The 24,887-nt window shown below is 56.0% G+C and carries 28 protein-coding genes and 1 pseudogene; 18 read left to right on the top strand and 11 right to left on the bottom strand.

Translation table 11 applies throughout. The features are described 5' to 3' along the window. Positions 1-83: 83 nt before the first annotated feature. Together aroE and IPI63_RS09065 are read right to left on the bottom strand one after the other, a co-directional pair. Positions 84-949 (bottom strand): annotated as a pseudogene (gene aroE, locus IPI63_RS12950) (shikimate dehydrogenase). A 140-nt stretch (positions 950-1,089) separates the two neighbouring features. Continuing rightward, complete coding sequence (locus tag IPI63_RS09065) at positions 1,090-2,304, bottom strand: TIGR00297 family protein (protein WP_292478040.1); 1,215 nt, start codon at positions 2,302-2,304, stop codon at positions 1,090-1,092. A 63-nt stretch (positions 2,305-2,367) separates the two neighbouring features. Between IPI63_RS09065 and IPI63_RS09060 the strand changes: the two genes are divergently transcribed. Further along, positions 2,368-2,979 carry an undecaprenyl diphosphate synthase family protein gene (locus IPI63_RS09060; protein WP_214065275.1) on the top strand — a complete coding sequence of 204 codons (612 nt, stop codon included), beginning with the start codon at positions 2,368-2,370 and terminating at the stop codon, positions 2,977-2,979. A 63-nt stretch (positions 2,980-3,042) separates the two neighbouring features. Here the strand turns inward: IPI63_RS09060 and IPI63_RS09055 are convergent, their stop codons facing one another. Then, positions 3,043-3,699 carry an RNA 2'-phosphotransferase gene (locus IPI63_RS09055; RefSeq protein WP_214065276.1) on the bottom strand — a complete coding sequence of 219 codons (657 nt, stop codon included), beginning with the start codon at positions 3,697-3,699 and terminating at the stop codon, positions 3,043-3,045. 78 nt (positions 3,700-3,777) lie between these two features. Here IPI63_RS09055 and IPI63_RS09050 point away from each other — a divergent pair, with 78 nt between their 5' ends. The 13 genes from IPI63_RS09050 (at position 3,778) to IPI63_RS08990 (ending at position 14,897) form a co-directional block, all read left to right on the top strand. Next, positions 3,778-4,008: a hypothetical protein gene (locus IPI63_RS09050; RefSeq protein WP_214065277.1), complete on the top strand. Its 231-nt coding sequence runs from the start codon at positions 3,778-3,780 to the stop codon at positions 4,006-4,008. Further along, on the top strand, positions 4,009-4,959 hold the full coding sequence (gene mptA, locus IPI63_RS09045) for a GTP cyclohydrolase MptA (protein ID WP_214065278.1): 951 nt from the start codon (positions 4,009-4,011) through the stop codon (positions 4,957-4,959). It begins immediately after the preceding gene. An 82-nt stretch (positions 4,960-5,041) separates the two neighbouring features. Further along, a complete protein-coding gene (locus tag IPI63_RS09040) occupies positions 5,042-5,794 on the top strand; it encodes a hypothetical protein (RefSeq protein WP_214065293.1) in 753 nt (250 codons plus the stop codon). Positions 5,795-6,129: 335 nt separating this feature from the next. Continuing rightward, positions 6,130-7,833, top strand: a complete 1,704-nt coding sequence (locus tag IPI63_RS09035; protein ID WP_292478037.1) for a hypothetical protein — start codon at positions 6,130-6,132, stop codon at positions 7,831-7,833. Between the two features lie 115 nt (positions 7,834-7,948). After that, a complete protein-coding gene (locus IPI63_RS09030; RefSeq protein WP_292478035.1) occupies positions 7,949-8,143 on the top strand; it encodes a MoaD/ThiS family protein in 195 nt (64 codons plus the stop codon). Between the two features lie 61 nt (positions 8,144-8,204). Next, complete coding sequence (locus IPI63_RS09025) at positions 8,205-8,954, top strand: HesA/MoeB/ThiF family protein (RefSeq protein ID WP_292478034.1); 750 nt, start codon at positions 8,205-8,207, stop codon at positions 8,952-8,954. Positions 8,955-9,135: 181 nt separating this feature from the next. After that, positions 9,136-9,585 carry a DUF1890 domain-containing protein gene (locus IPI63_RS09020; RefSeq protein ID WP_292478032.1) on the top strand — a complete coding sequence of 150 codons (450 nt, stop codon included), beginning with the start codon at positions 9,136-9,138 and terminating at the stop codon, positions 9,583-9,585. Then, a complete protein-coding gene (locus IPI63_RS09015; RefSeq protein WP_292478031.1) occupies positions 9,582-9,965 on the top strand; it encodes a DUF1894 domain-containing protein in 384 nt (127 codons plus the stop codon). Before IPI63_RS09020 ends, IPI63_RS09015 begins: the two co-directional genes overlap by 4 nt. Before the next feature lie 137 nt (positions 9,966-10,102). Next, positions 10,103-10,381: a ubiquitin-like small modifier protein 1 gene (locus IPI63_RS09010; protein ID WP_292478029.1), complete on the top strand. Its 279-nt coding sequence runs from the start codon at positions 10,103-10,105 to the stop codon at positions 10,379-10,381. Positions 10,382-10,386: 5 nt separating this feature from the next. Next, entirely contained in the window at positions 10,387-11,148 is a 762-nt protein-coding gene (cutA, locus tag IPI63_RS09005; RefSeq protein ID WP_292478027.1) for a divalent cation tolerance protein CutA, read from the top strand. A 93-nt stretch (positions 11,149-11,241) separates the two neighbouring features. After that, positions 11,242-11,589: a hypothetical protein gene (locus tag IPI63_RS09000; RefSeq protein ID WP_214065285.1), complete on the top strand. Its 348-nt coding sequence runs from the start codon at positions 11,242-11,244 to the stop codon at positions 11,587-11,589. Next, complete coding sequence (locus IPI63_RS08995) at positions 11,586-12,398, top strand: pyrroline-5-carboxylate reductase (RefSeq protein ID WP_292478025.1); 813 nt, start codon at positions 11,586-11,588, stop codon at positions 12,396-12,398. The genes IPI63_RS09000 and IPI63_RS08995 overlap by 4 nt, the downstream gene beginning before the upstream one ends. A gap of 327 nt (positions 12,399-12,725) precedes the next feature. Beyond that, positions 12,726-14,897, top strand: coding sequence for a CDC48 family AAA ATPase (locus tag IPI63_RS08990; protein ID WP_214065287.1), 2,172 nt, complete (start codon positions 12,726-12,728; stop codon positions 14,895-14,897). Between the two features lie 180 nt (positions 14,898-15,077). Here the strand turns inward: IPI63_RS08990 and IPI63_RS08985 are convergent, their stop codons facing one another. From IPI63_RS08985 to IPI63_RS08965, 5 genes are all read right to left on the bottom strand, one after another. Next, complete coding sequence (locus tag IPI63_RS08985) at positions 15,078-15,995, bottom strand: TIGR00269 family protein (RefSeq protein ID WP_292478023.1); 918 nt, start codon at positions 15,993-15,995, stop codon at positions 15,078-15,080. Next, positions 15,988-16,746 carry a formate dehydrogenase accessory sulfurtransferase FdhD gene (fdhD, locus tag IPI63_RS08980; protein ID WP_292478022.1) on the bottom strand — a complete coding sequence of 253 codons (759 nt, stop codon included), beginning with the start codon at positions 16,744-16,746 and terminating at the stop codon, positions 15,988-15,990. Before fdhD ends, IPI63_RS08985 begins: the two co-directional genes overlap by 8 nt. 46 nt (positions 16,747-16,792) lie before the next feature. Then, entirely contained in the window at positions 16,793-18,052 is a 1,260-nt protein-coding gene (locus tag IPI63_RS08975; RefSeq protein WP_292478021.1) for an aminotransferase class V-fold PLP-dependent enzyme, read from the bottom strand. After that, the gene (gene larE / locus IPI63_RS08970) at positions 18,049-18,825 is read right to left on the bottom strand and encodes an ATP-dependent sacrificial sulfur transferase LarE (protein WP_292478020.1); all 777 of its coding nucleotides are present in this window, start codon (positions 18,823-18,825) and stop codon (positions 18,049-18,051) included. Before larE ends, IPI63_RS08975 begins: the two co-directional genes overlap by 4 nt. Positions 18,826-19,174: 349 nt before the next feature. Continuing rightward, complete coding sequence (locus IPI63_RS08965) at positions 19,175-19,501, bottom strand: transcriptional regulator (protein ID WP_214065290.1); 327 nt, start codon at positions 19,499-19,501, stop codon at positions 19,175-19,177. A gap of 241 nt (positions 19,502-19,742) precedes the next feature. Between IPI63_RS08965 and IPI63_RS08960 the strand changes: the two genes are divergently transcribed. Next, a complete protein-coding gene (locus IPI63_RS08960; RefSeq protein ID WP_292478019.1) occupies positions 19,743-21,176 on the top strand; it encodes an aldehyde dehydrogenase in 1,434 nt (477 codons plus the stop codon). A gap of 165 nt (positions 21,177-21,341) precedes the next feature. Here the strand turns inward: IPI63_RS08960 and IPI63_RS08955 are convergent, their stop codons facing one another. The 3 genes from IPI63_RS08955 to IPI63_RS08945 are packed head-to-tail and all read right to left on the bottom strand — an operon-like array spanning position 21,342 to position 23,132. Continuing rightward, entirely contained in the window at positions 21,342-21,788 is a 447-nt protein-coding gene (locus IPI63_RS08955; protein ID WP_292478018.1) for a hypothetical protein, read from the bottom strand. After that, positions 21,754-22,287, bottom strand: a complete 534-nt coding sequence (locus IPI63_RS08950) for a hypothetical protein (RefSeq protein WP_292478017.1) — start codon at positions 22,285-22,287, stop codon at positions 21,754-21,756. Before IPI63_RS08950 ends, IPI63_RS08955 begins: the two co-directional genes overlap by 35 nt. Next, on the bottom strand, positions 22,284-23,132 hold the full coding sequence (locus IPI63_RS08945; RefSeq protein ID WP_292478015.1) for a Ku protein: 849 nt from the start codon (positions 23,130-23,132) through the stop codon (positions 22,284-22,286). The genes IPI63_RS08950 and IPI63_RS08945 overlap by 4 nt, the downstream gene beginning before the upstream one ends. A gap of 130 nt (positions 23,133-23,262) precedes the next feature. Between IPI63_RS08945 and IPI63_RS08940 the strand changes: the two genes are divergently transcribed. The 3 genes from IPI63_RS08940 to IPI63_RS08930 are packed head-to-tail and all read left to right on the top strand — an operon-like array spanning position 23,263 to position 24,846. Continuing rightward, positions 23,263-23,673, top strand: coding sequence for a hypothetical protein (locus IPI63_RS08940; RefSeq protein ID WP_214064391.1), 411 nt, complete (start codon positions 23,263-23,265; stop codon positions 23,671-23,673). Then, positions 23,661-24,032 carry an FAD-dependent oxidoreductase gene (locus IPI63_RS08935; RefSeq protein WP_292478014.1) on the top strand — a complete coding sequence of 124 codons (372 nt, stop codon included), beginning with the start codon at positions 23,661-23,663 and terminating at the stop codon, positions 24,030-24,032. Before IPI63_RS08940 ends, IPI63_RS08935 begins: the two co-directional genes overlap by 13 nt. Continuing rightward, complete coding sequence (locus tag IPI63_RS08930; protein WP_292478013.1) at positions 24,010-24,846, top strand: NAD(P)/FAD-dependent oxidoreductase; 837 nt, start codon at positions 24,010-24,012, stop codon at positions 24,844-24,846. The genes IPI63_RS08935 and IPI63_RS08930 overlap by 23 nt, the downstream gene beginning before the upstream one ends. The last annotated feature ends 41 nt before the right edge of the window (positions 24,847-24,887 follow it).

Here is a 24,887-nt window from a genome sequence, read left to right as displayed (position 1 = left end):
TCCATTCTCATCCCCCGACCTCATCTTCATCCCTGTACTCCATTCCCATCCTCCGAGCCCATCTTGATCCCTGCCCCCCACTGTCATCCCCCACTCTCCTCCCTCCTCCTCTTCTCCAGCCCCTCTCTGACTGCCCTCTCCATCACATCCACCGGAGCCCTCCTGCCCGTCCAGATCTCAAAGGCCTCCGCCCCCTGATAGACCAGCATCATCACTCCATCGATAGCCACCGCCCCCGCGGAGCGGGCATCACTGATCAGCTCCGTCTCCCGGTTATAGACGATATCAAAGACGGCATGATGGCTCTTTAAGAGATGGCCATCGATTATCCTCCCGTCCCCCTCTCTCATCCCCACTGAGGTGGCATTGATGATCACATCAGCCTGGCTGGCCAGGCGGTCCAGATCGCTCAGGCTGAAGCCTGTGCCCCCCACAGAGGCCGCCAGATCATGCGCCCTCTGCACCCTCCGGTTGGCAATGGAGATCTCAACCCCCTCCCTGCCCAGGGAATAGGCCAATGCCCTGGCCGCCCCTCCTGCGCCGATTATGAGAACCCGGCTGCCTCTGACTCTGACCCCCGCCCCCTGCAGAGCCAAAAGAGCCCCCCTGCCATCAGTATTATGGCCCTGGATTCTGATTCTATATCCCGCCCCCCCCCTCCCTCATCTGCGGAGAAGGATATGGTATTGACAGCACCAATCTCCCTGGCCAGGTCATCAACCTCCAAAGACTCCAGGCGCAGTGCCTCCTCCTTGAGAGGGATGGTCAGGTTCAGCCCTCCAAATCCCATAGCAGCCGCGCCGTAGATGGCATCTGCAAGCCTTGGCCGGCTGACACGAAAGGCATGATAGCAGCCTTTTATGCCCAGAGCGCGAAAGGCGGCATTATGCATGGGGGGGGAGAGGCTATGCTCAATTGGATCACCAAAAACCCCAAAGACCCTCATGATCTCACATTTCCTCATGTTTTCATATGTCCTCACAATTCAGACTCATAGACCGAGTTATTGACAGGATGCTCCAATTGGCAGCTGAAGGCTCCAATTGAGAGGATGCTCCAATTGACGACGGGATGGCCAGAAGATCAGCTTTAAAGGACATTCCAAATATGCAGGATATGCAAGAGCACCCCCCCGGCCATGGCTCCGAAGGCAGTCGCCACCAGGTTCACCCCATTGTTGCTCAGTGTGCCCCGGCTCTGCAGGGTCGCCCCCAGGAGGCTGTCGAAATTGGTTCCCAGAAATCCGGCTGCTGTCACAATGATTATTCCGATTGGCTCGATCATCCCGGCGGCCGCCGCCAGGATGGCGATGATGAGAGCGCCCAGGAGAGATGCCCCCTCGCCAAGCAGCGTCACCCCCCCATCCACACCATGCTCTGTCTCCTTCAGAGTGGTTATCATCCTCGGCTTGGAGCGACTGGTCTCCCCGATCTCGCTGGCCAGGGTATCACCGTTGGCAGTTGCCACAGAGCCCACGAAAGCATATAAGAGCAGCTCGTATCCATATATCCCGTAGAGGACTGCCATGGCCAGTGGAACTAGGCTGTTGCTGAAGACATTCTTGTAGCCGCGCACTCCCCCATGGGATTGGGCTATCCCCAGCTTCTGCTTTTTAGCATATCCATAACGGGTGAATCCCCCACCCATCAGATAGAAGACCAAAAGGAGCATGAACCAGCTCAGGCCGGCGAAGATTATCACCAGGAAGCCGACTATGGTCTCGCTGATCACAGCCGCTGTGTCCGCTGCTTTGGCCCAGTAGGCACCCACCCCCAAGAGGAGGGCGAAGAGGCAGATGATGAGGATGACCTCCAGCTCGGGGAATGGATAATGGAAGGAGAAGAGCCACATGACCATGGCAGTGCCGAATGGAACGGCAAAGTCCCTCATCCTGGAGGCCTGATTGAGAAACGTGCCGGAAAGCCCGCCCAAGACCGCCAGGAACATGGCGCTCTCTATGGGAATGGTGCCTGCAGAGATCCAGGTCGCGAGGGGATAGCCAAGGGCCACAGTGATGAAAAGATGGACTATGCCGCCTGCCAGGGAGTCAAACCTGCGGTAGCCCAGTTGGGCAAAGGTGGATGCTACAAAGGATATGGCTATAACATACAGAGGAAGATCAACATCCAGTTGGGAGAGGAGGGGTCTGGCGATCAGGAGCAGTCCCAAAGTGGCGGCAAGCAGTCGCACCCCTCTCTCCAGCAGAGCTGCTGCTGCCAGAGGAATCAACGTCAGAGCCCCAGCATAGGGAAGGAGCAGTGTCATAAGCCCTATGGCCAGCCTGACGGCGTCCTTGCGGTGCATGCAATACAGACCAGTCTCATCGCAAAAATACTTTGCCTATGGAGAACCAGGAGTGGAATTGATATGATCTCTCGCCTTTATGAGCAGCTTTTGGAGATGCGCATATCCAAGGGCACTCTTCCCAGCTGCATCGCCATCGTCCTCAGCTCCGGGGACCTCATCGAGGAGGGGCTCTGCAGGCTCAAGGAGATGATCGAGTGGAGCGGATCTATCGGCCTCTCCTCCCTCGTCCTTTATATAAATGACACAGAGCCATCGCTCTGCCAGAAGATTGCTGATTCTCTACACAGTTCTCCTGCTCAGATCTCTTTGCATACAGCAGATGAGGATCTGCTCACAGGCCTGGGGGGAAGCTTGAAGGTGGCCGTCTCCCTGGGCTATGGGGGGAAAAGAGAGGTGACAGAGGCATTTCGAGATCTGCTCAGAGAGGTGGAGGAGGGGAGGCTGGATCCTGAGCATATCAATGAGGAGGCGATAGAGTCCCGCCTCCGCTTCTCTCAAAAACCTGATCTGGTGATAAGGGCGGGAGGAAAACAGTTGAGCGATTTCATGATCTGGCAGGCGGCCTACTCGGAGCTGTATTTTACCGATGTAAACTGGCCCAAGCTGCGCAAGATCGATTTTCTCCGTGCCATTAGAGATTATCAGGGACGGGAGAGGCGTTTTGGCCGCTGATAAATCCGATCAATCCGATCAAACCGATCAATCCGACCAAACCGATCAATTCGACCAAACCGATCAATCTTGTCGATTCTCCACCGGGCGGAGGATATCCCTTGTGGAGAGGATGCAGAGAAACTGGGCTGGTACCTTCTCCGATATGACGATATCATCGTTTACGGTCATCATCTTCACTCCCTCCCCTCTGGCCAGATCAGCGTCCACCTGAATCACCCGGGGATTTCCCGTGCGATAGCCTGCTACCTCCCAGGCCTTCCCTGGGGTGGTGGAGAGGTGGACATATCTCTGTGAGGCGGACTTAAGACCGATCTCCAGGATTCTGTCCGCCTCCTCTTCGCTCGCTCCATAATAGAGCAGGGAATGATGGCTTTCTGGGTGGTCCAGCTCTATATCTATCGAATGGCCGTATCTGGCTCTGATCCTCTGGTTTGAGATCTCGTATCTCTGCTTGGGATCGGATTGAACAAGGGCGAGCACATGATCTCTGCTGGCCCAACGATGTCTTCTCTGCACCACATCCCCCAGTTTTGGGAGATCAACCCAGCCCAGGGAGTCCATCTCCAGCCCCAGATCATGGGGAAAATGCCTCAGGCCCCCAGCTACCAGCCTGCCCAACTGCTCTGTCTTGGCCTCATCCAGGATGAGCTGGCCAGCCAGGCCGCACTCACAATGCTCTCCCCTGAAAAATCCATGCTGAGGGCAACGTTTGATCATCAATAGACCTTCTCTGTCAGAATGAAAAGCCTTTCGCTTAAGCAAAGACTCAAATATACCCGTTTGAGATGAAATACTATGCCCGGTTCGAAGGACATTGAGAGGAGAATATGCCGGATGCTCGATATGGATGAAGAGGAGTTGATGGCCGAGCTGGTTAGGTCTTTTAATTTGGCTGATGACTGCGATGAGAGGATCACAGGCAGCCTGAAGGAGATGATGCAGGAATTGGACAGGCTCATATTGAAGATCGATCGGCTGGAAGAGGAAGAGCCCGATATCAATGGCTGGGAGCTGTATAAGGAGTGAATGGGCTTGGACGTCCTTCCTGATATTCAAGCCTGTGTGCCAGATTTTCCCTTCAATCTGACCAGAGTGGGCGTTACCGGCGTCAAGAAGCTTATCAAGATCGAGAGGGGAGGCGACGAGAGGCCAGTGGTCCTTATATCCGATTTCGAGGTCTTCGTCGACCTTCCATCCGATCGCAAGGGCGCCAACCTCTCCCGGAACTTCGAGGCCATAGATGAGGTCTTAGAGGATGCCATAAACCGGCCGGTCTATGTGATCGAGGAGCTATGCGGCGAGATCGCCAAGAGGCTCCTTGCCCGGCATGAGTATGCCACCCGGGCAGAGGTGAAGATGAAAAGCGAGTATATCGTCCGCAGACAGACCCCCTTCACCAGGGCCACCTGCCAGGAGGTGGTGGACATATTCGCCGAGGCTGTGGCAAGGGCAGGGCCCGCTGGCTACCTGAGAAAGACTGTGGGGGCAGAGGTCATGGGGATGACTGCCTGTCCCTGTGCGCAGGAGATCATGAAAGAGCAGGCTAAAAGCGAGCTGCTGAAGGCCGGCCTCTCTGAAGATGCCGCTTTGGACCTCTTGACCCGGCTGCCCATGGCCACCCATAACCAGCGGGGCAGGGGCAGCATCTCAATAGAGGTGCGTGACCGGCGCTGCGTCTCCATCGACAGGATCATAAATATCATCGAGGAGTCCATGAGCTCCAAGGTCTATGGCCTGCTCAAAAGACCGGATGAGGCACTGGTGGTCAGCCGGGCGCACAGCAATCCCAGGTTCGTAGAGGACTGTGTCAGGACCATGGCACAAAAGACAGTGGAGGCCTTCTGCGATCTGCCCGATGATGCCGCAGTGACCCTCAAGCAGATCAATGAGGAGAGCATCCATCAACATAATGCCTTCGCAGAGAGGACTGCCACCATGGGCGAGCTGCGCGCAGAGCTGGCCAGTCTGAAGGTTTAAATGCCCATAAGTTGCTCTAGATCAGAGATTATATCGATGGATAAATCGATGATAGATAATTCGATGGTTTCAGTTGATTGATATGGATATTGACAAGATCGCCGGTCCTCTCCGCAAGGTTCTATGGGAGAGGGAGATCATCGCCCGCTGCGAGCTATTGCTTCGCACCTATGATATTGTCAGGGCAGCGGATTTGAGCGAGGAGGAGCAAGAGGAGCTGCATAAGATAGTGGGCGAGAGGATAGCTCCTGGAATCTTCGCCAGCATCATGAGCAAAGAGCCAGTGTTCTTCGATCTGCCCCGGCTTGACACCTTCACCCAGATGGATGGACGGATATTCCATTTCCTGCACACCAAAAAGTACAGCAAGCAGGACTTCGCCAATGCCAATCGCAGATTCCACAACTCGATTCCCGAGCTGAGGAGGATCATGTGCCAGAGCCTGAAGGATCTCCTGGCGGAGTTCATGAGGGAGGCAGGATATACCTTGATCTCAGAGGGAGCAGATCAGATGCTCTTCAGTGCGCCCAAGAGAGAGGTCAGGGCCTTTATAACACCGAGCGTGAGGTCGCTGGATATAGATAAGTGCCAGGGAGGAGAGGGAGAGGAGGTGGTGGCCCTGGTGCCCAGCGGCGAGAGCCTGGAGCCCTTCATGAAGTTCTACCGGGAGAGAGGCGCAGCTGCAGAGGAGAGAGATCTTCAGATCTGGGTGACCAATATGGAGAAGGGCAGCATAGACCCATTTGTCGGTTATACCACTGACCTGGACATCTACAACCAGTTTGAAAACCCACGCCTGGCTGAGATGGTGAGGAGCAACTGGCGCCTGAGGTAGCAGACGGCCTTCTGTGGTATTGCCGACCTCCTGTGGTATTATCAGCCGCTATGGCAGCAGGGGCCCGGTGGGCAGGGCATATCCTGTCCCGGCCAGTGCATTGAAGAGACGGCTGGTTCACCGGAAATGCTGATTGCTCTTTGGATCAGCTCAAGGTCATACAAGGCCAACAAGGCCATACAAGATCATACAAATTATTTTCAGATTGGCGGACTGAATATTATTATTATAAACTAAATGCTTTCTAGATACCCATCCCAAAGCAAGTATTAAATAGATTGAACGCCTAAATCGCTCCAGCAACAGATCTAAAGTTGATCGGGAGTGGGGTACATATGAAGAGAACTATAAAGCATTATCTATATGCATTGACAGTCTTTCTGATCATCACGAGCACTGCCCTTTCCCTTGTTGGAGATGTGGGCGGCGCTGATCTTTACATCCAACCGGACCGCAGCCTCTCTGGCGGCGATCAGAAGGGCTATGCGGAAGCACTTGAATCTTCACCATCCTCATCATCAACATCGAAATCGATGTTATATCGGGCACCCTCGATATCAGGGCCTGTCGAGGACGGACTGACTGCTGAACAGCTCGGGCTCTCGATCCCTCAGGCGGAGAGCTATGCTCCTGATGAGAGCTTGAGCTTCATATCATATCCGATGCTTATGCCAGCCGCAAGCGGATCTTATGATGAGCAGGATTTGGCACTGTCCGACTTTCAGGCCGGCTCGAGCCTGGGCAAGATCACCAGCCCAGACCCTCTCCCAGCAGCTTCCTCAGCAAGCTTCGCCGATTGGTATTACCCAGGCCAGGTCAGCTCCTCGAACCGGTTCTATGTTCAGACCCTATCAGGCCTTGGCACAGTCGCTGGATGCAACTACAGAGGATACCTGCCCCTCTGGGCGGATATAAAATCAAAAGGCAATTTCTTCGTTTATGAGTGGTATCCTGGTGAGTCCGCTCCACTTATCAGATCCTGGGGCTGGTCAGGGCCGGGCTACAAGAAGGGCTGGTTTACGGGAGATGTTCCCGGATGGCATACAATCTGTTATTATTGCGGCCACTGGTCCAACTATGTCTACATCTATGTCCATCCACCTAGGCTTTCTTCTGCCCCCTCTTCTGCATCACCCACCTATCTGGCAGGAGAAAAGACGGCAATTGAGCCCTCAATCCCATCCACAGCCTCATCCACAATACCGCCCACCCTTCCGTCTGCGGTTCCATCTACAGCCCCATCAACGATCCCGCCCACAGGACCATCCACAGTTCCGTCTATGGCTGCGCCCTCGACGGCATCCTCATCTCCTTCCGGGCAGCCCGCTATGCAACCACCCTTGGCCGTCTCCCTGCCTGCCGGGGCTCCCACACCGCCTGACATCTATTCTGAGCAGCTTTCCCTTCCCAATTTCAACTTATATCCTCCAGCCAGCAGCCAGACGGGAGAAAGGGGCCCTATCGACAGCTCAGCTCAGGGAAGCCACTCTCCTATCACCTTCGCCGCATATCCCGTCCAGGGCTATCCGGTGAGATCGGAGGGAAAGGCCTCTTCCGCCATGACCAAGACCACCTTCACTACATCCACTCTGGTCACTGATGGGGTCTATCCCAACTGCCCCTATGTCGATGAGAGCGGCTCCTGTCAGAGTGGCGAATTCCCAAAGGGACATGCGACCCCCCATGGATATGCGTCCAAGGGCAGCAAAGCCGTATTCCCAAAACCGTCTCAATGCAGGTGCAATGAGTACTACGTCCTCTCCTGCCAGGGGGTTACAGATACTGTAGCTGGCGTCTACTGCGGCGAGTGGATCCCGCTCTGGTCCAAGATAAGCCGACCGGGAGAGTACTGGTCCTATGAATGGAAGATCCGCCACAATCCTGCTGGCAAGGGCTGCAATCCCGAGGTGAGAAACTTCGGCTATAAGAATGCCGGCTGGTATCAGACCTGGTTTATGGGAAGCGAGCCGGGCTGGCATATCCTGAGCTACTACTCTAAAGACTGGTCCAATTACATCTACATCTATGTCTGGCCGTGACTCAAAGAGGGAAAGAAGCTCATTTTTCTTTTTGGGCTGAAAAGCAGCAAAGAAAAGATAAATGCCACCCGGAAGGAATGGGCCTCTTTCTGCTCGCGGTGGCACGGGAGCGAGAATGCTGATCGAAATGCCTGATGGAAGCAGATTGGAATTGGAAGTGAAAGATCATCGCATCGAGGATATTCTGAGGGAGCTACAGATAAACTCAGAGGAGGTAATCGTGGCTAAGAACGGCCAGATAGTGGTGGAGGAGGAGACTGCAGGTGGCCTGGATGTGCTGAAGATAGTGCGAATAGTGCATGGCGGCTAGATTCCCCGGAACCCTCGGGAAATCCTTAATTAATCCGAGCGATAAAAACCGGGGCGATCTGATGCTGAGCGATGTCGAGAGGGAGAGGTACTCCCGCCAGATCCGCCTCTTTGCTGAGGAAGGTCAGGAGAGGCTCAAGAAAAAAAGGGTCTTCGTAGCAGGAGCAGGCGGATTGGGCTCGATCGTCTCACTGTATCTGGCGGCCCTGGGCTTTGGCAGGATTCGCATAGCGGACTGCGACTCTGTTGAACTGAGCAACCTCAACCGGCAGATCCTTCATAGCAGCTCGGGCCTGGGTCAGAGCAAGGCTCAGTCAGCTCTCAAGACCCTGAGCGATATCAATCCGGAGGTGGAGGTGGAGGTCTTGCAGGAGAGGATATCAGAGGGGAGCGTCGACCGGCTCTTGCAGGGCTGTGACATGATCATGGATGCCATGGACAACTTCCCCACCAGGTATCTGCTGAACTGCGCGGCACTGAAGAGAGATATACCCCTGTTCCACGGCGCTATCAGCGGATTTCAGGGCCAGGCGACGACCATTGTGCCGGGAAGAACGGCCTGCTTGCGCTGCATCTTCCCCCGCGCTCCGCCGGCACAGACATCCCCCTCCCTGGGCCCGACCTGCGGGATCATCGGCTCCATTCAGGTTAATGAGGCCCTCAAGTTCGCCCTGGGCAGAGGAGAGCTTCTGGAGGACCGCCTCGTTCTCTGGGATGGCCTCTCCTCCTCCCTGGATGAGATCTCCTGTGAGAGGAATTTGAGCTGCCCGGACTGCGGCCACCTCCAAAGGATTGAGCGCGGCGATCGATGAGCATATCGATGAGCATATCATTGAGTATATTGTTGTACGCATTGTTGTGCGCGTTGTCGCCGCATATCGTATACATTGTCGTCGCATTGTCATGTGCATTGCCGTCGCACATCGTATACATTGTCGTCGCAAATCATGGACATCATTGTGCATAACATAGTCTATCAGAAGAGATGAGAGTATGACTGAAGGCAAAAAGGCGCTGTTGGTGATGGGCTGCCCGGAGGTGCCGGTGCAGATCAGCATTGTGATCTACCTCGCTCATAGGCTGGAAAGAGCAGGCTGGGATGTGACAGTGGCAGGAACGAATGCCCCGATCAGACAGCTGAGAGCCGCCGACCCGGAGAAGTATTATGTGAAAAAGAGTGTAGACCTGGATTGGATCATACAGGAGATCGTGGAGAAGAGGATGGACTACGACGCCTGCTTTGCTTTCATGCATAGCGATGCCGGCATGGCCTATGGGGCCACATTCAGCGCCATATCCAAGGCCAAGCATTATGCAGTGGTCTTCGGCAGGAATGCCGAGGCACTGGGGGAGAGCATAGAGTATCCAGCAGAGAAGATCGTGGCTGTAGCGACTCACAATCCTGGGCCCCTGATGAGAAAGATAGACAAGGTGGTAATTTGAGCTGTATTGAGCAGTTGAAGTACAGGCTGTATCTGGAGAGGACATCATTCAAAGAGGCGCGCGACTTCATTGAGAAGAACTCAGAGGAGGTCTATTATGTCGACCCGGGATACAAGATCTTCAAAGATTATTATATCATCGGCGTCCCCCCGGTGGCATTGGGAGTGAGAGGCGAGGAGGTGCTCTTCACCTATGTCAAACCCTGTCACGGCACATTCGTCATGGGCGTTGACTCACCAGAGGAGATCGCCCGGCTGAGGGAGAGCGAGGCCAGGAAGATCAAAGAGACGCTGAAAGAGGGTCAGAAGAGGGTTTCAGCCGGTGAGGGGGCAGAGACTAAGAGAGCCATCATCAGCTTCGGCGATCTATATAAAAAATAAAAAGTAGACAAAAAAAATAGAAAACAGGGAATAAGAGAAGAAGAGAAGAAAAACAGGAAATAGAGAAAAGGAAAGAGAAGAAGCAGAGAAAAGGAAAACAAAGGAATAGAAAAAGGGAAAAAGAAGGGTTCGGGCAAATGATGGTGAAGGTCAGGGCATTCGCCCTATTTCGAGAGATACTGGGGAAGGAGAGGGATATGGAGATCCCGGAGGGTTCGACTGTTCTCTCCCTCCTGGAGGCCATTGGATCGATATCCCCTGCCTTCAAAGAGCAGGCTTTCGATCATTCAGGGGGGCTTGAGGATTATGTCCTGCTCATGATCAATAAGAAGAGGATTGATCCTGTGAATGATCTCTCCATCCCCTTGGCCGAGGGCGATGAGCTGGCTATCTTCCCCCCAGTGGCAGGAGGCTGAGGGCGTTGATTGAGATCACAGAGAGGGAGATCTCTTTGGAGGAGATGGTCCAGAGGGCGAAGGGAGAGGGCTCCGGCGCCATTGTCACCTTCCTGGGTACGGTCAGAGATGACGGCATCCAGATGATGGAGGTGGAGGCCTTCCATGAGGCAGCGGAGGCAGAGATCGATCTGATCCGCTCCGAGGCCATGCGCAGCTTCGGCCTGCTCTCGGCCCAGGTGGTCCACCGCACCGGCCGGCTGGCAGTGGGGGAGAGCATAGTGGCCATCGTCTGCTCTGCTCCTCACAGGGCTGAGGCCTTCGAGGGGTGCAGATACATCATCGATGAGCTGAAGAGGAGGGCTCCCATCTGGAAGAAGGAGAGGGGAGAGAATGGCGAGCGCTGGGTGGAAGCGAGCAGCGGAAATCGATATGGAGATGTTGAGAATGCCAGGCCCCAAGAGATGAATATCGAGAGCGGTCCGTACAGGGTGGTGCTCTGCACTGCCTCTCCCCAGAACGGAGAGGAGATAGCAAAATCGCTGGTAGAGGAGCATCTGGCTGCATGCGTTAACATCTCAAGAGTCAAATCCTGTTATCTTTGGGACAGCAAGCTCAATTTGGAGCATGAGGAGCTCTTGATCATAAAGACAAAACAGAGCAGCATTGAGAGGATTATATCGAGGATCAGAGAGCTGCACAGCTATGAGCTTCCCGAGATCATCGTTCTCCCGATAACCAGCGGCTATGGGCCATATCTTGACTGGATATCGCAATCCGTGAGATAGTGCCAGATATCACATGTCAAATAGCACATGTCAAATAGCACATGTCAAATAACATAGGATAACGATATATTTTTGCAGTGCATACAGTTCTCTATGGCCCGAGATCTGAACGAGCGCGATTTGGAGATTCTACGAAAGCTGGCACCAGAAATTGTGGAGATGGAGCGGCATGGATACCAGATCGAGTATCTGAACATTCTCCCTCCGCTGGCCAACCATCACTCTCGAGGGCTGGCGGACTTTGAAGCCCGGCTGAAGAAGCTATCCGCCGATGATTTCCGCTATCTGGTAGATGTGATATTCCAGGGAAGTGAGAGTCTGAGCCGTCTTGAGCCCGATTATGCCGAGGCCTTCTCCACCATTGCCGGGCAGAAGTTATCCAGCAGCGAAATTGCGGATAAGCTTCGCGAGGCTTATGACTCGGAGTTCAACCGGGCATGACGGACTTCGGCATAATCGGCACCGGCCACCTGGGGAGCATGCTGGCAGAAGCATCCATCCGCAGGGGAGCGATAGAAAAAGAGAGGCTCTGGGTGAGCAATCGCAGTCAAAAGAAGGCCTTGAGACTGGCAGAGGAGCTGGGGGTGAGGGCAGCAAATAATCATGAGGTGGCGAAGAGGTCGGATATCATATTTCTCTGCGTGCGGCCTATGGATCTGGAGGAGGTGATATCTGAGATCCATGAGCATCTCACCCCAGATAAGCTGGTGGTCTCGATGGCGATGGACTTTCCCCTCTCCCGGATACAAGGGCTATGCCAGGCCAGGACCGCCCGCGCCATTCCCAGCATCACCAGCAGCAAGGGGCTGGGAGTTACCCTTCTGGTCCTGAGCGATGATGCTTCAGAGGATGACAGATCTCAGCTATTCAGACTCTTCCGGGCTATCGGCTGGCCGGCGGAGGTGACAGAAGAGCAGCTCGATGTGCTATCCGATCTCACCAGTTGCGGGCCGGCATATATCTGTGCCCTCCTCAGGGAGTTCGCCCTTGAAGCCTCCCGGAGGGATGAGAAGTTAGATAGAGATCAGGCTGAGAAGCTGATCAGGAAGACCCTGATCGGGACGGCAGCTCTCCTGGAGGATATGAGCTTTGATGAGCTGATCTTCATGGTGGCGACAGAGGGAGGGATAACCGAGGAGGGGGTAAGAGTGATCAAAGCCCATTCACAAGAGCTGTTCCGATCGCTCTTCTTGGCGACCTCTGCCAGGCACCGGCAGGTGAAAGATGAAATAGGCGATCTGAAGGGATAAACAATCCAAAGGGATAGCGTTGCAGGCACCTTGCGGTATCTGGCTCTTCGTCGAATCACGTGGGCGATGTGCTGCAGAGAGTCTTCCCCTGTGCTTGCTGTCTTTTTGATGAGGCCCATAAAATCTGATTTCACCAAAGAGTCACAGAAGCACCGCAAAGTTTAAATAGCCATCTGTACACTAACTAAAGGTTAGTAATATCAGGTATCAAGGATGATGATCAGATAAAAGGGAATGACGATCAGATAAAACTCATTTGGATGACGATTAAACGACCAGAACAAAAAAAAAGAGCAATGATGAAATAACCACGAACGGAGGATTCTGATGGCAGAAGAAGTCACACTTAAGATCATTGAAGCCCGCCCCACTGATGTGGGAAGGGGCATTGCCAGGGTTGACCCGCAGATATTGAATGAGATGGGCTGGCAGGCGGGAGATGTTGTAAGCATCCTGGGAAAGAAGAAGACTGCAGCAATGGTCTGGCCGGGCTATCCCGAGGATACAGGCACAGGCGTAGTCCGGCTGGACGGAAACACCCGCAGGAACGCCGGTGTAAGCATAGACGACCGGGTTCCACTCAAGATCGCACAGGCCGTACCGGCTGAGACTGTGCTCTTCGCTCCTACTGTTCCCCTTCGCATCACCGGCGGGGAGGAGTACCTGAAGAGATACATGGAAGGCCGGGTAATAACCCGGGGCGACATAATCGAGATCTCTGTGATGGGCAGAAAGATCGAGCTCATGGCCACCCGCGTCTCTCCCACCAAGGAGGGGACGGTGATCGGCGAGCGGACAAAGATCAATATCTCTGATAAGCCGGCCAAAGAGGAGAAGATCGGACCTCTCATCACTTATGAGGACATAGGCGGCCTCTCTGCGGAGATCAAGAAGGTCAGGGAGATGATTGAGCTTCCCATGAAGCACCCAGAGCTGTTCGAGCGGCTGGGGGTTGAGGCACCCAAGGGGGTTCTGCTCTACGGTCCGCCTGGCACGGGCAAGACTCTGCTGGCCAAGGCTCTGGCCTCTGAGACCCATGCTCACTTCGAGACCTTGAGCGGTCCGGAGATCATGTCCAAGTACTATGGCGAATCCGAGGAGAAGCTCAGACAGCTATTCAAGACTGCCGAGGAGCATGCACCTTCCATCATCCTCATCGATGAGATCGACTCCATCGCTCCCAAGAGAGAGGAGGTAACAGGGGAGGTGGAACGCCGGGTGGTAGCTCAGCTCTTAGCCCTGATGGACGGCATGGAGACCCGGGGCAAGGTGGTGGTCATCGCTGCCACCAACCGGCCGGACTCCATCGATCCAGCCCTGCGCAGGCCGGGAAGGTTCGACAGGGAGATTGAGATCGGAGTTCCCAACAGGAACTCCCGTCTGGAGATCCTGCAGATCCATACCAGAGGAATGCCCCTGGCCAAGGACGTGAACCAGGAGAAGCTCGCCGATGTGACCCATGGCTTCGTGGGAGCAGATCTCGCTGCCCTGGCCAGGGAGGCGGCCATGCGCGCCATCCGCCGGGTGCTGCCGGAGATCGATCTGGAGGTCGAGTCCATACCAGCAGAGACCCTCAACAAGATCGAGGTCAACAACGAGGACTTCCATTCAGCCCTGCGGGAGATGGAGCCCTCTGCCATGCGCGAGGTGATGATCGAATCACCCAATGTGCACTGGAATGAGATCGGCGGACTGGATGATGTCAAGCAGCAGCTGATAGAGTCTGTGGAATGGCCCTTGACCTATGCCAAGCTCTTCGAGCATATGGATGCCAAGCCGCCGCGAGGAATTCTGCTCTACGGCCCCCCTGGAACGGGCAAGACCATGCTCGCCAAAGCTGTGGCTACGGAGAGCCAGGCCAACTTCATCAGCATCAAGGGCCCGGAGTTCCTGAGCAAATGGGTGGGCGAATCGGAGAAGGCGGTGAGAGAGACCTTCCGCAAGGCCAGACAGGCAGCACCATCGGTGGTCTTCCTGGATGAGATCGACTCCATCGCTCCCACCAGGGGGGGCATGAGCAGCGACTCTCATGTCACAGAGAGGGTGATCTCTCAGATCCTCACTGAGCTGGACGGCCTGGAGTCGCTGAACGATGTGATGGTGATCGCCGCCACCAACCGGCCGGATATCATCGATGCCGCCCTGCTCCGTCCGGGCAGGTTCGACAGGCTGATCGAGATCGGTATGCCAGATGAGGAGGCCCGCCTGGAGATCCTGAAGATCCACACCGCCAAGAAGCCCCTGGCTGAGGACGTGGATTTAGAGGACATGGCCAAGAGAACGGACAAGTTCTCCGGCGCCGACCTGGGTGCAGTGGTCAATGAGTCAGTGATGCTGGCCATCCGGGAGTATGTCCTCGCCGGCCAATGCAAGGCAGATGATGAGATCTGCGAGTACAAGGTCTCTAAAAAACACTTTGAGGAGGCACTGAAGAAGGTCCAGCCTACTGCTTCGGAGTTCGAGCTGTACAAGAAGTTCTCCAAAGCCAAGGCAGCATAGATGCCCTGGCGAATAAGGGGATGAGGCCAGAGGGATTCTGGCCTCACTATTTTATTTATATGGCTGTCGTGCTTCTTCGGCCCAGCATGCAATCATCAGGGCCGTGAAAGGCGCATATCCGGGATATCCTTTTCAGCTTCTCTTCTCTGCCGGTGAGGGCCTGTGTGGGATAGATATCGATCATCCCCTCAGCCTGCCCAATAGCTCGCAGGCCTTGCATCTCTCTCCCACACAGGGCTCACCGCACTCCCTGCACTCTGCCAGCTCCATCTGCCCCCAGCCCTCTTTGCAGAGAGCCTCGATCCTCTCGAATCCCCTCAATGTCCTCTGCCGGGTTCCGGGAAAGAGGCTCTCCATCCGATTCATCATATCCCGCACATCTGCTCTCAGAGCCAGCTGAGCATAAGGGCATTCCCTCGACTCGAAATAGATGCCATTGAGAATGGAATAAAGGGCGATCTCCTTCTCAGGAAGGTCTCGCAGGGGCTTGATCCTGGGCACCAACCCCGGCTGCTCTCTGCGGGGGCGGAAGCGCATCAATCGCTCTATGTCCCCTTTCAGATAGTTCATCATCACCGACTGAGCCTCATCATCCTGATTGTGCCCGGTGGCAAGCTTTGCTGCGCCCAGGCGTTTCGCCGCCCGGTTCAATGAGCTCTTGCGGAAGACACCGCAGTGGGTGCAGGGGGCAACCTCAGATCCCACCACCATCTCGTCCAGATCATAGCCGTACTCCTCCCGGAAAGAGACGATCACCTGCTCGATCCCCAACTGCCGGGCGATCCTCTCTGCAGCCAGGATGGTATCATCCCGGTAGCCGGCGATGCCCTCATCCACAGTAACCGCCACCAGCTCCACCTCCCTTTCGGCGAAGGCCCTGGACAGGGCAAAGAGAAGGGCGGTGCTATCCTTCCCCCCGCTTACCGCCACAGCAATCCTCTCCCCCTCCTCGATCATCCTGCTTCTCTCAATGCTCTGGACCATCCGCCCCTCGAAATCCCGGACGAAATGATCCTGGCAGAGCTGCCGGCCGAGGTAGCGCTGGGAGATTACCGCCCGTTTCCGGCACAGAGAGCAGAGCATTCCCTCCTCAGCCAATCTCAAACCTCTCTGGATTACTGTAAACGGTCAGCCTCTTGCCCCGCAGGAAACCGATGATACCAAGGCCCGTCCTCTGGGCAATGGATATGGCAAGGCCTGTCGTCGCACCGCGGGAGACAACTATTGGTATGCCTGCCACAGAGCACTTCAGGGCCATATCAGAGGAGACCCGGCCGGTGCAGGCAGCAAACATCCGCCCAAAGTCGAATTCCTCCCCCTTGAGGATCTGAATCCCTATGGCCTTGTCCAATGCGTTATGGCGGCTGATATCCTCAACAATGGTGAGAGGGCCGGACTGATCGAATAAACCCACAGAATGCACCCCGCCCGTAGCTATGTGCGTCTTGGAGAGGGATATGGCCTTCATCGCCTCCCTCGCCTGCTCCATGCTTATAGTCAGACCGGATCGTATCCTGGGAAGCCTGGCCTCATCCAGAAAGGAGGCAATTCCCCCGCAGCCGCTCACAATCGGCCTCCTGGGAACTACCGCCCGGATGGGGTTGGTGACGATGACCCGGGCCACATCCCCCTCCACCTCCAAAGACTCGATCTCCTGCACCTGGGAGACAATCCTCTCAGAATAAAGATGCCCGGCCACAAACTCCCGTCTCATCTGGGGGCTGATCATGGCAGTGGTAAAATGGCGGCCGTTAATGAAAATGGAGAGGGGCACCTCCTCTACCACTGGGCAGGCGGCCCTGTGGACCACATCACCATCCACCCTCAAACACTCAAAGTCCTCAATCACCTTCTCTGACCTCCCCTGTGCCTCCAGCCCTCCCAGACCACCGGCTCTAGGCCATCCTGGCGATCTGCTCCAACGTCCCCAAGAGCTTCTCGACCTCCACCTCGGTATTGTAAAGATAGAGCGATGCCCGGGCGGTGCCATTCTTAAGCCCCAGATGCCTCATCAGAGGAAGGCAGCAGTGATGCCCGGAGCGAATACAGATGTTTGAGGCCTGGTCAAGCATCAGAGCGATCTCATGGGGCAATAGACCCTCAATCCCGAAGGAGACCACCCCTCCCCGCATCTTCAGGCTATCACTCCCCGGTCCGTAGACCTGCAGGCCTTCTATGCCCTCCAGCCCGTTTAGAAGCTTCCTGGTGAGCATCATCTCATGCTCATGGATCTTTTCCATCCCTGTTCGGGCCAGATAGTCCACTGCAGCCCCAAGGCCAATGCCAGCGGAGATGTCAGGCGTTCCCGCCTCATAGCCCTCATAGCCCTGTTTGATGGTGAAGCTGTCCTCGAAGACATCCTCCACCATCCCTCCTCCCACCAGCAGGGGCTCAAGTGCACTGCCGCCCGCCTTCTTCCCGCTCTCCTGCTCCTGCCCTTTGCCCGCAAGGCAGCCTGCCCTGGCCCAGAGAACCCCAGAGCCGGTGGGGGCGAGCATCTTGTGGCCGGAGAAACAGAGAAAATCGCAATCTATGTCCCTGACACTCACCTGCATATGGGGCAGGGACTGAGCAGCATCCAGTAGAAAGAGGGCTCCTCTCTCCCGGCAGATCCGGCCAACCTCTCTTGCAGGCTGAATGCTGCCCAGGGAATTGGATAGATGGCTCATGGCCACAAGCCTGGTCTTCCTGTTTATGGCCCTCTCCAAATCGGCCAGATCGATCCTTCCTGCTCTGTCCGGAGCTATGACCTCCAGATCGATCCCCTTCTGCTTCAGCCTCATCCAGGGCAGGAGGTTGGAGTGGTGCTCGAGCAATGTGGTGACGATCCTGTCCCCCCTCTTCCAGTCCAGGCCACGGGCGACCATATTGATGGACTCGGTAGCATTCCTGGTGAAGATTGCCGTTCCATCCTCGCCACCCACAAAGGCTGCCACCTTCTGGTGAGCGTCTCTGTATCTCTGGTCGGCCATCTGAGCCTGGCGGTAGACCCCTCGCCCCACATTGGCCCTGTAATGGCGGTAGTAGCCCAAGAGCACCTCTAAGACTGGTTCCGGGGTGAGGCTGGTGGCGGCATTATCCAGGTATATGAGATCGATGAGATCGCCGAGGATGGGAAAATCGGATCTTATCTCTTGAACATTCAGATAATTCACAATACCTCGTTTGAGCTGCCGCTTCTGTAGCCCTCTAAATCCAGGGTCACATATTCAAAGCCAATGCCCTTCAGCCTCATGGCGATCTCCTCCCGCTGGAGTAATGCCCGTTCCATATCCCGGTCCTCCAGCTCGATTCGTGCCGTTCTTCCCTGCATCCTCACTCGCAGCTGTCCAAAGCCCAGGCCCTTCAGGTACTCCTCCCCCTCCTCCACCATCCTCAAGCCCTCCTCTGTGATCCTCTCATTATAGGGAATGCGCGAGGCCAGACAGGCGGATGAGGGTTTGTCCCAGACTGGCAGTCCCAGATCTCTGACCAGGGAGCGGATATCCTTTTTGGTTAACCCTGAGTCGATGAATGGATGCCAGATCCCCTCCTCGCTGCAGGCGGCGATGCCAGGCCTGTAATCATCGAGATCGTCGGCGTTCACCCCATCGGCGATGCAGTCAATGCCCTCTTCAAGTGCTACCCTCTTGAGAATGGCGATGCCCTTTTTTTTGCAGATATAGCAGCGTGTGGCTGGGTTCAGGGCGAAATCCCGGTCATCGAGGATGGAGAACCTCTCCACCCTCAGCCTGAGGCCGATGGCTTCTGCCAGGGCAACAGCTTTCTCCAGCTCGCCTCTGGGATAGGTCTCGCTGTCCAAGATCACTGCCATAGCCCTCTCACCCAGGACATCATGAGCCAGCCTGGCCAGGAGGCTGCTGTCCACTCCTCCAGAATAAGAGACAAGAAGACTCCTCCTCTCTCCAATCCGGCGTTTCAGATCCATTAGCTTTCGCTCAAGTTCGCCATTCAGGTCCATTTTTAATATCCCAAAGACACCCTTTCACCGATGAGGCAATCAGAAGATGTGAGAGATGATGCTGCTCGATGGGAGATGATAGCGCTCGATGGGGGATGATGATGCTCGATGGGAGATGATGCTGCTCGATGGGAGATGATAACGCTCGATGGGAGGTGGTAACGCTCGATGGGAGGTGGTAACGCTCGATGGGAGGTGGTAACGCCTGGGGGGTAGGTGGGTGGTAACGCTCGATGGGAGGTGGTAACGCTCGATGGGAGGTGGTAACGCTCGATGGGAGGTGGTAACGCTCGATGGGAGATGTTTTTGACGGCTACTATTTCCCTTTGCATCTTGTAGGGATACAAGCACTCTCATCCTCTTGAAGCATGCGGCAAATCCCACAAATCCTCTTTACCAGATCATCGACCTTTCCCTCGATGAGATCCTCAGCCAACTCTCCTATAGCTTCCCTGATATCCTCTCTGAATTCAATATTATAGCCCCTCTTCTTTGAGACATACTGGGATACAGCGGGCGGGGTGATTCCCAGCATCCTGGATACATCCTTCTGAGATATTCCTCTCTTGATCAGCTCTTCGGCAATAGCCGCTCTGATGCTGGGAAGCACATCCCAGACGATCTCCTCACATGGCGACTTCATCTATAATGAACCTCGAATCGATGTTTGTTCGATCATTATCTCCGCTTCGATAATGCTTATACCCATATAAATGTTATACAAGTCTGTGGACGGCGGCGGACGATGCATCTTTCCTGGATGAAGGCATAGGCAGCAGCATAGAGCGGTGCCCGCTTGACTGCCGCAGGCCCAAAGGTTATCAGCCGGAAGGGACGGAATTGACAATGGAACAGATAATCGGATAGATTAGGCGGAGGTTTTCATGCATCAGACTCATATGATAATCGATGGGGAGCAGCTTTCCATCTCATCCCATAATGCGAAGACGATCTACAATCCGGCAGACCAGGAGGCAGTAGCTGTTGTATCATCTGGAACCCGCCAGCATGCCCGATTGGCCCTGGAGGCGGCGAAGAGGGCATTTGCAGTCTGGTCTGAAACCTCCAGCGAAAAGAGAGCGGAGATACTGCATTCTGCCGCTGAGCTGGTGCGGGAGAGATCTGAGACCATGGCCCGCCTGCTGACCCAGGAGCAGGGAAAGCCTCTGAAGAATGCCCGGGCTGAGATCCTCTCCTCTGCCGATATCCTGGACTACTATGCTGAAGAGGGCAGAAGGAACGTCGGAGAGTGGTTGGCAACCCACCGGGGCAGGAGCATCGTCATCCGCCAGCCGGTGGGAGTCGCTGCCCTCATCACTCCCTGGAACTATCCGGTGGACCTTCTCTCCTGGAAGGTGGGGCCGTGCCTGGCTGCAGGTTGCACATTTGTGGCCAAACCACCCAGCCGTGCCCCCGTCGCCGCCACAGAGTTCTTGCGAGCAGTCCATGAGGCCGGCCTTCCCGCAGGGGCAGTCAATGTGGTCCACGGCCCGGGCGAAGAGGTGGGCGCAGAACTGGTGGAAAACCCCATCTCCAGGAAGATCGCCTTCACCGGCCAGACTGAGACCGGAAGATGGATAATGGCCCATGCAGCCGATCGGATCAAGCGCGTCTCCCTGGAGCTGGGGGGGAACTCGCCCTTCATCGTCTGTGCTGATACCGATATCGAAAAAGCGGCTGCTGCCTGCGCCCAGAGGGCCTTCTCCAACATGGGACAGATCTGCATCAGCGTCAACCGGGTCTATGTAGCAGAGGAGATAGCAGAGGAGTTTGGCGAGCTACTGGTCCGCCAGGCTGAGCGGCTGAGGATCGGCAACGGCCTGGAGGAGAATGTGGACCTGGGACCGATGTTCAGCAGAGAGCAGAGATCCAGGACCAAAGAGCATGTGGCCGATGCCCTGAACAAGGGAGCTGAGCTGCTCTCCGGCGGCCGGGAGCCTGAGGGGGAGGCCTTCGATAAGGGCTACTTCTTCCTGCCCACCGTCCTGGGCGGGGCCGACCACAGCATGAGGATCATGAGGGAGGAGACCTTCGGGCCGGTAGCTCCGGTCATGAGATTCAAGACCCTGGATGAGGCCATAAGGCTGGCAAACGACTCGAATTACGGCCTTGCAGCATACATCTACACCAGCGACATCACCACAGGCATTCGGGCAGCAGAGAGGCTGGAGGCAGGAGGGGTAGGGGTCAACATCAACAATGTCATGGACCATCAGATGCCCTTTGGAGGCTGGAAGGAGAGCGGCATCGGCCGGGAGTTGGGGCTCTACGGCCTGCAGTCATTCCTGGAGATAAAGCATATCCGTCTGGGGCTATGATCTGCAGTTGAGAAGACCGGCTCTTTGCCGGATTATGAGGATGATGTGGGCAGAGAATTCTCTTAAGTACCTCTGTGGCCGATCCCAAATATTGCGATTTCACCGTGGAGATACAAAGAACAAAAAAACCTGCCCCATCCTTCAACCCCTGACCCATCCTTCAGGCTATGCTATTTGGTCCAGTGTGCACTCCTCGGGCTCCTTGTCATCCCTCAGGCGCAAGAATACCGGAGCCCTCAGGCCGCCCTCAGCAGTTATCTCCAGTGCAGTGACCTGTACCACCATCCTCGGCTCAAGCCATCTTGCCTGTGGCGTCGCCGGCGGATCGGAGAACGGAGGCTCTTCCCTGGGCAAAAAACGGCGGCTGATATCCCGCAGCTCCTCATCAGTGAAGCCGGATCCCACTCTGCTGATATAGGTCAGCTTGCCCTGGCTGTAGGCTCCGAGGAGGAGTCCGCCAAAATAGGGTCTTCGATCCCCTTTGCCGGGAATGTAGCCGCCCACAACCAAATCCAGCTTGAGGCTCTTTTTGATCTTCACCCAGTCCTGGCTCCTCGTACCGGGAAGATAGGGCGAATCAAGCCTCTTGCCCACCACTCCCTCGATCCCCATCTTGAGGGCGGCCTGGAAATAGTCCTCCCCTCTCCGGAAAAGAGTCGATGAGGCTCATACTCTCGCTATTCTCCAGATCCTGCTCCAGTTCCTGGAATAAAATCCTCTTTCTCTCCCGGAGGGGCAGATGCATCAGGCTCCTGCCATTCAGATGAAGGATATCGAATACCACATAGCTTGCCGGCATGCTTTGAGAGAGGTAGTCTATCTTGATTGGATCGTTCTGATGGTCCCGCTCCGCTAAAGAGCGGAAACTCGGGATGCCCTTCTTGAAGACTGTGATCTCGCCGTCCACGACGGCCTCGCCCTTCAGGCTGCTCAGGACATCTACCAGCTCCGGATAGCGATAGCTGATATCCGCCAGCCTGCGATTTGTGAGCTGGGCCCTTTTCCGGGTCGAGGCTATGCAGCGGGTCCCATCTATCTTCGGCTCGAAGATCCAGCCCTCTCTGCTGAAGGGCTGGCCGGATACAGCCAGCATCGGCTTGATGAGATTCATTTCAGTGAATCGGCCGTTGCCCGGAGGGCCTCCATCAGGCTCCGGGCAGGGGGCTTCTCCCTCTTCTTCTCCGGCACAATCACCATCCCCTCCATCTTGGATCTGACCAGGGCCTCGATTCTCTTCCTGTACTCATCCTCATAGTCGCTGAAATCCAGCTGGCCGGTCAGGCTGCGAACGATCTCCAGGGCCAGCTCCATCTCCTTTTCCGATGGCGAAGGAAGCTCTCTGAGCACACTATATCCCGCCGGATCCAAGATCTCCTCCGGATATCTCATAGTGGTGGCGGCTATTGCCTGGCGGTAGTAGTGGACCAGGACGGGCCTCTCCCGGGAGTGTATGGTGATCCTGCCGATGGCCGCTTTGCCCGTCTTCTCCATCACCGCCCTCAATAGAGAGTAGGCCTCCTCAGAGCGGTCGGGCAGGAGCAGATAGGTCTTCTCAAAATAATGTGGGTCGACCTCAAAGAAGTTGACGAAGCGGTCCAGGGCGATGGTCCTCCTGGATTCGGGCTTCGCCTTATCGATCTCCTCTTTCCCCAAAATCACATACTTATCTCTTCCCAGGGGATAACCATAAACGATATCAGCGAGCGAGACCTCTTCCCCTTCCTGGCAGTAGCGCTTGAAGGAGATGGGAGTCTGGCAAGTTCTGTGAAGCATGCGAAAGCTGATGCGGGTGTTCCTGGTCATGGAGAAGGCCTTGACCGGGATGTTGATCAGGCCTATTCGCAGGCTCCCCGACCAGATGGTCCTGGGAGGGGCAGAGGTAGTTGAGGCCTCATCCTCCTCTCCGTCTCCATCCTTACCTCCGGTCTCCTCTGTGAGCTGCGCTACATCGGCCATAGAGTATTATTATGCCCAGGATTGTACAAATGCTTTTGCCTCAGCAGGCCGCCTTGACTGCCCGCAAGAGGCATATGCGGGCAGTACAATCTGGATGGGGTGAATTCAGGCGGGAGGAGGTATGGAGAGAATGAGAGAGATCCCAGGCTGGGAAGGGCCCGTATGTCTGGCTGAGGGAGCCTACCGTTACTCGAAATACATCAGCTGGATAAGGTTGTTCATCGATGTGCAGATCGATGAGCGGATCGATGGGCAAATCGATGAGCAGATCGATGAAAAAAAAGAGGGGAGAGGAATGGTCTTTTCTGGTGGGGCCACCGGGGCCTGCCAGAACTTCGAGCTAAGGCAGGAGGGTGGCCAGTGGATGCGTTATGAGATGGAGATCGCCTGGACGGCAAAGGGGGAGCCTGTCCTCAGGCTGATGAGGGACTACTCCTCCTGGGATCTGGTGTACAACTGCGTATCGAATGGCAGGCCGGTTGATGAGCGGATCGACTCTATAGAAGAGCTGGCAGAATATCTGGAGAGGTGCCTCATCTGAGGGAAGGCTTTGATGTAGCCATCATCGGCGCCGGCCCGGCGGGCTCCATGGCCGCCAGATATGCCGCCAAGGCCAAAGCCAGAACCCTCCTCTTAGAGGAGCATTCGGCAGTGGGCTGGCCGGTGCAGTGTGCCGGCCTGCTCGGCTTGGGGGCTATGGCGGAGTCGGAGCTTCCAGGCAGATCCTCTGTCCTGCAGGAGATGAGAGGGGCGGCGATATTCTCTCCTGGTGGCAGCCGGCTGGACTTCAAAGCTCGGGCTCCAAGGGCCAGCGTCGTTGACAGGAGGCTCTTTGACCGGGAACTGGCCTGCGAGGCCCTGAGGGCGGGGGGCGGAGATGAGGCTCTGCTCGACGGTTAGAGGAATAAGGCGAGAGGGAGAAGAGAGCGTTCTCCACCTGGCCGGTGGGGAAGAGATCCGGGCCTCGATTGTCATCAGTGCAGAAGGTGTGAGGGGCAGATTGGCCCGCCAGGCGGGGATCATGCCTCCGGAGGTGATTCTCTCCGGAGCGCAGGTGGAGGTTCCCTTTTCAGTAGAGGATCCCGAGTCAGTGGAGCTGCACCTGGGAGCAGCACCGGGCCTCTTCGCCTGGGTGATACCTACAGGGGAGGAGGCCGCCCGCATAGGTCTTTGCGCCAGGAGCAGGGGATGGCAGCATCTACAGAGATTCCTGGGGCAGGAGGGGATAAGAGAGAGGATCCTGGGATCGGCAACAGCGATAAATGTGGGCGGCCTGCCCCTGGGCCCGCCCGCCCGGACGGTGGCAGAGGGCCTTTTGGTGGTGGGAGATGCTGCCGGCCAGGTCAAGCCCACCTCGGGGGGAGGGATCTATCCTGCACTGGTGGCGGCCAAGGTCGCCGGCCGCGTGGCTGCTGCAGCCGCCCTGGAGGAGGATTGCTCTGCCCGGAGGCTGCAGGAGTACGATCACACCTGGCGGGCAATTCTGGGCCGGGAGCTGGAGATAGGCATGAGGGCCAACCGGATGCTGAACCGGATGAGCGCTGCAGAGCTGGACGATGTGCTGGGCTATCTGGCTGCAAGGCCCGGGCTGATAAAGAGCATAGAGGAGCACGGGGATATCGACCGGCCCAGCCGGCTGATGGTGAGGATGCTTCGCCGCCTGGACTGGGATGGCTTGAAGCTGGCGGGGCTGCTGCGCTATGCTCTGGGGTGAAGCATGCTGAGCGGAGAAATCCAGGCAAACGGTTCTAAGCT

It is taken from the genome of Methanothrix sp. (assembly GCF_016706325.1).
In the GTDB taxonomy this organism is placed as follows: Archaea; Halobacteriota; Methanosarcinia; order Methanotrichales; family Methanotrichaceae; genus Methanothrix.
The sequence above is the reverse complement of the archived record's forward strand: the minus strand, read 5'-3'. Positions and strand labels throughout refer to the sequence as shown.

Excerpts from the sequence above, each read along its gene's own strand:
- IPI63_RS09000 (WP_214065285.1), top strand. The coding sequence starts at position 11,242 with ATGGCCCGAGATCTGAACGAGCGCGATTTGGAGATTCTACGAAAGCTG.
- IPI63_RS09040 (WP_214065293.1), top strand. The coding sequence starts at position 5,042 with ATGGATATTGACAAGATCGCCGGTCCTCTCCGCAAGGTTCTATGGGAG.
- IPI63_RS08995 (WP_292478025.1), top strand. The coding sequence starts at position 11,586 with ATGACGGACTTCGGCATAATCGGCACCGGCCACCTGGGGAGCATGCTG.
- IPI63_RS08950 (WP_292478017.1), bottom strand. The coding sequence starts at position 22,287 with ATGAATCTCATCAAGCCGATGCTGGCTGTATCCGGCCAGCCCTTCAGC.
- IPI63_RS09055 (WP_214065276.1), bottom strand. The coding sequence starts at position 3,699 with ATGATCAAACGTTGCCCTCAGCATGGATTTTTCAGGGGAGAGCATTGT.
- IPI63_RS08930 (WP_292478013.1), top strand. The coding sequence starts at position 24,010 with ATGAGGCTCTGCTCGACGGTTAGAGGAATAAGGCGAGAGGGAGAAGAG.
- IPI63_RS08945 (WP_292478015.1), bottom strand. The coding sequence starts at position 23,132 with ATGGCCGATGTAGCGCAGCTCACAGAGGAGACCGGAGGTAAGGATGGA.
- IPI63_RS09035 (WP_292478037.1), top strand. The coding sequence starts at position 6,130 with ATGAAGAGAACTATAAAGCATTATCTATATGCATTGACAGTCTTTCTG.
- IPI63_RS09060 (WP_214065275.1), top strand. The coding sequence starts at position 2,368 with ATGATCTCTCGCCTTTATGAGCAGCTTTTGGAGATGCGCATATCCAAG.
- IPI63_RS09020 (WP_292478032.1), top strand. The coding sequence starts at position 9,136 with ATGACTGAAGGCAAAAAGGCGCTGTTGGTGATGGGCTGCCCGGAGGTG.
- IPI63_RS08955 (WP_292478018.1), bottom strand. The coding sequence starts at position 21,788 with ATGGGGATCGAGGGAGTGGTGGGCAAGAGGCTTGATTCGCCCTATCTT.
- IPI63_RS09050 (WP_214065277.1), top strand. The coding sequence starts at position 3,778 with ATGCCCGGTTCGAAGGACATTGAGAGGAGAATATGCCGGATGCTCGAT.
- IPI63_RS08965 (WP_214065290.1), bottom strand. The coding sequence starts at position 19,501 with ATGAAGTCGCCATGTGAGGAGATCGTCTGGGATGTGCTTCCCAGCATC.
- IPI63_RS09010 (WP_292478029.1), top strand. The coding sequence starts at position 10,103 with ATGATGGTGAAGGTCAGGGCATTCGCCCTATTTCGAGAGATACTGGGG.
- IPI63_RS08960 (WP_292478019.1), top strand. The coding sequence starts at position 19,743 with ATGCATCAGACTCATATGATAATCGATGGGGAGCAGCTTTCCATCTCA.
- mptA (WP_214065278.1), top strand. The coding sequence starts at position 4,009 with ATGGGCTTGGACGTCCTTCCTGATATTCAAGCCTGTGTGCCAGATTTT.
- IPI63_RS09025 (WP_292478034.1), top strand. The coding sequence starts at position 8,205 with ATGCTGAGCGATGTCGAGAGGGAGAGGTACTCCCGCCAGATCCGCCTC.
- larE (WP_292478020.1), bottom strand. The coding sequence starts at position 18,825 with ATGGATCTGAAACGCCGGATTGGAGAGAGGAGGAGTCTTCTTGTCTCT.
- IPI63_RS08940 (WP_214064391.1), top strand. The coding sequence starts at position 23,263 with ATGAGAGAGATCCCAGGCTGGGAAGGGCCCGTATGTCTGGCTGAGGGA.
- IPI63_RS08990 (WP_214065287.1), top strand. The coding sequence starts at position 12,726 with ATGGCAGAAGAAGTCACACTTAAGATCATTGAAGCCCGCCCCACTGAT.
- IPI63_RS09065 (WP_292478040.1), bottom strand. The coding sequence starts at position 2,304 with ATGCACCGCAAGGACGCCGTCAGGCTGGCCATAGGGCTTATGACACTG.
- IPI63_RS09030 (WP_292478035.1), top strand. The coding sequence starts at position 7,949 with ATGCTGATCGAAATGCCTGATGGAAGCAGATTGGAATTGGAAGTGAAA.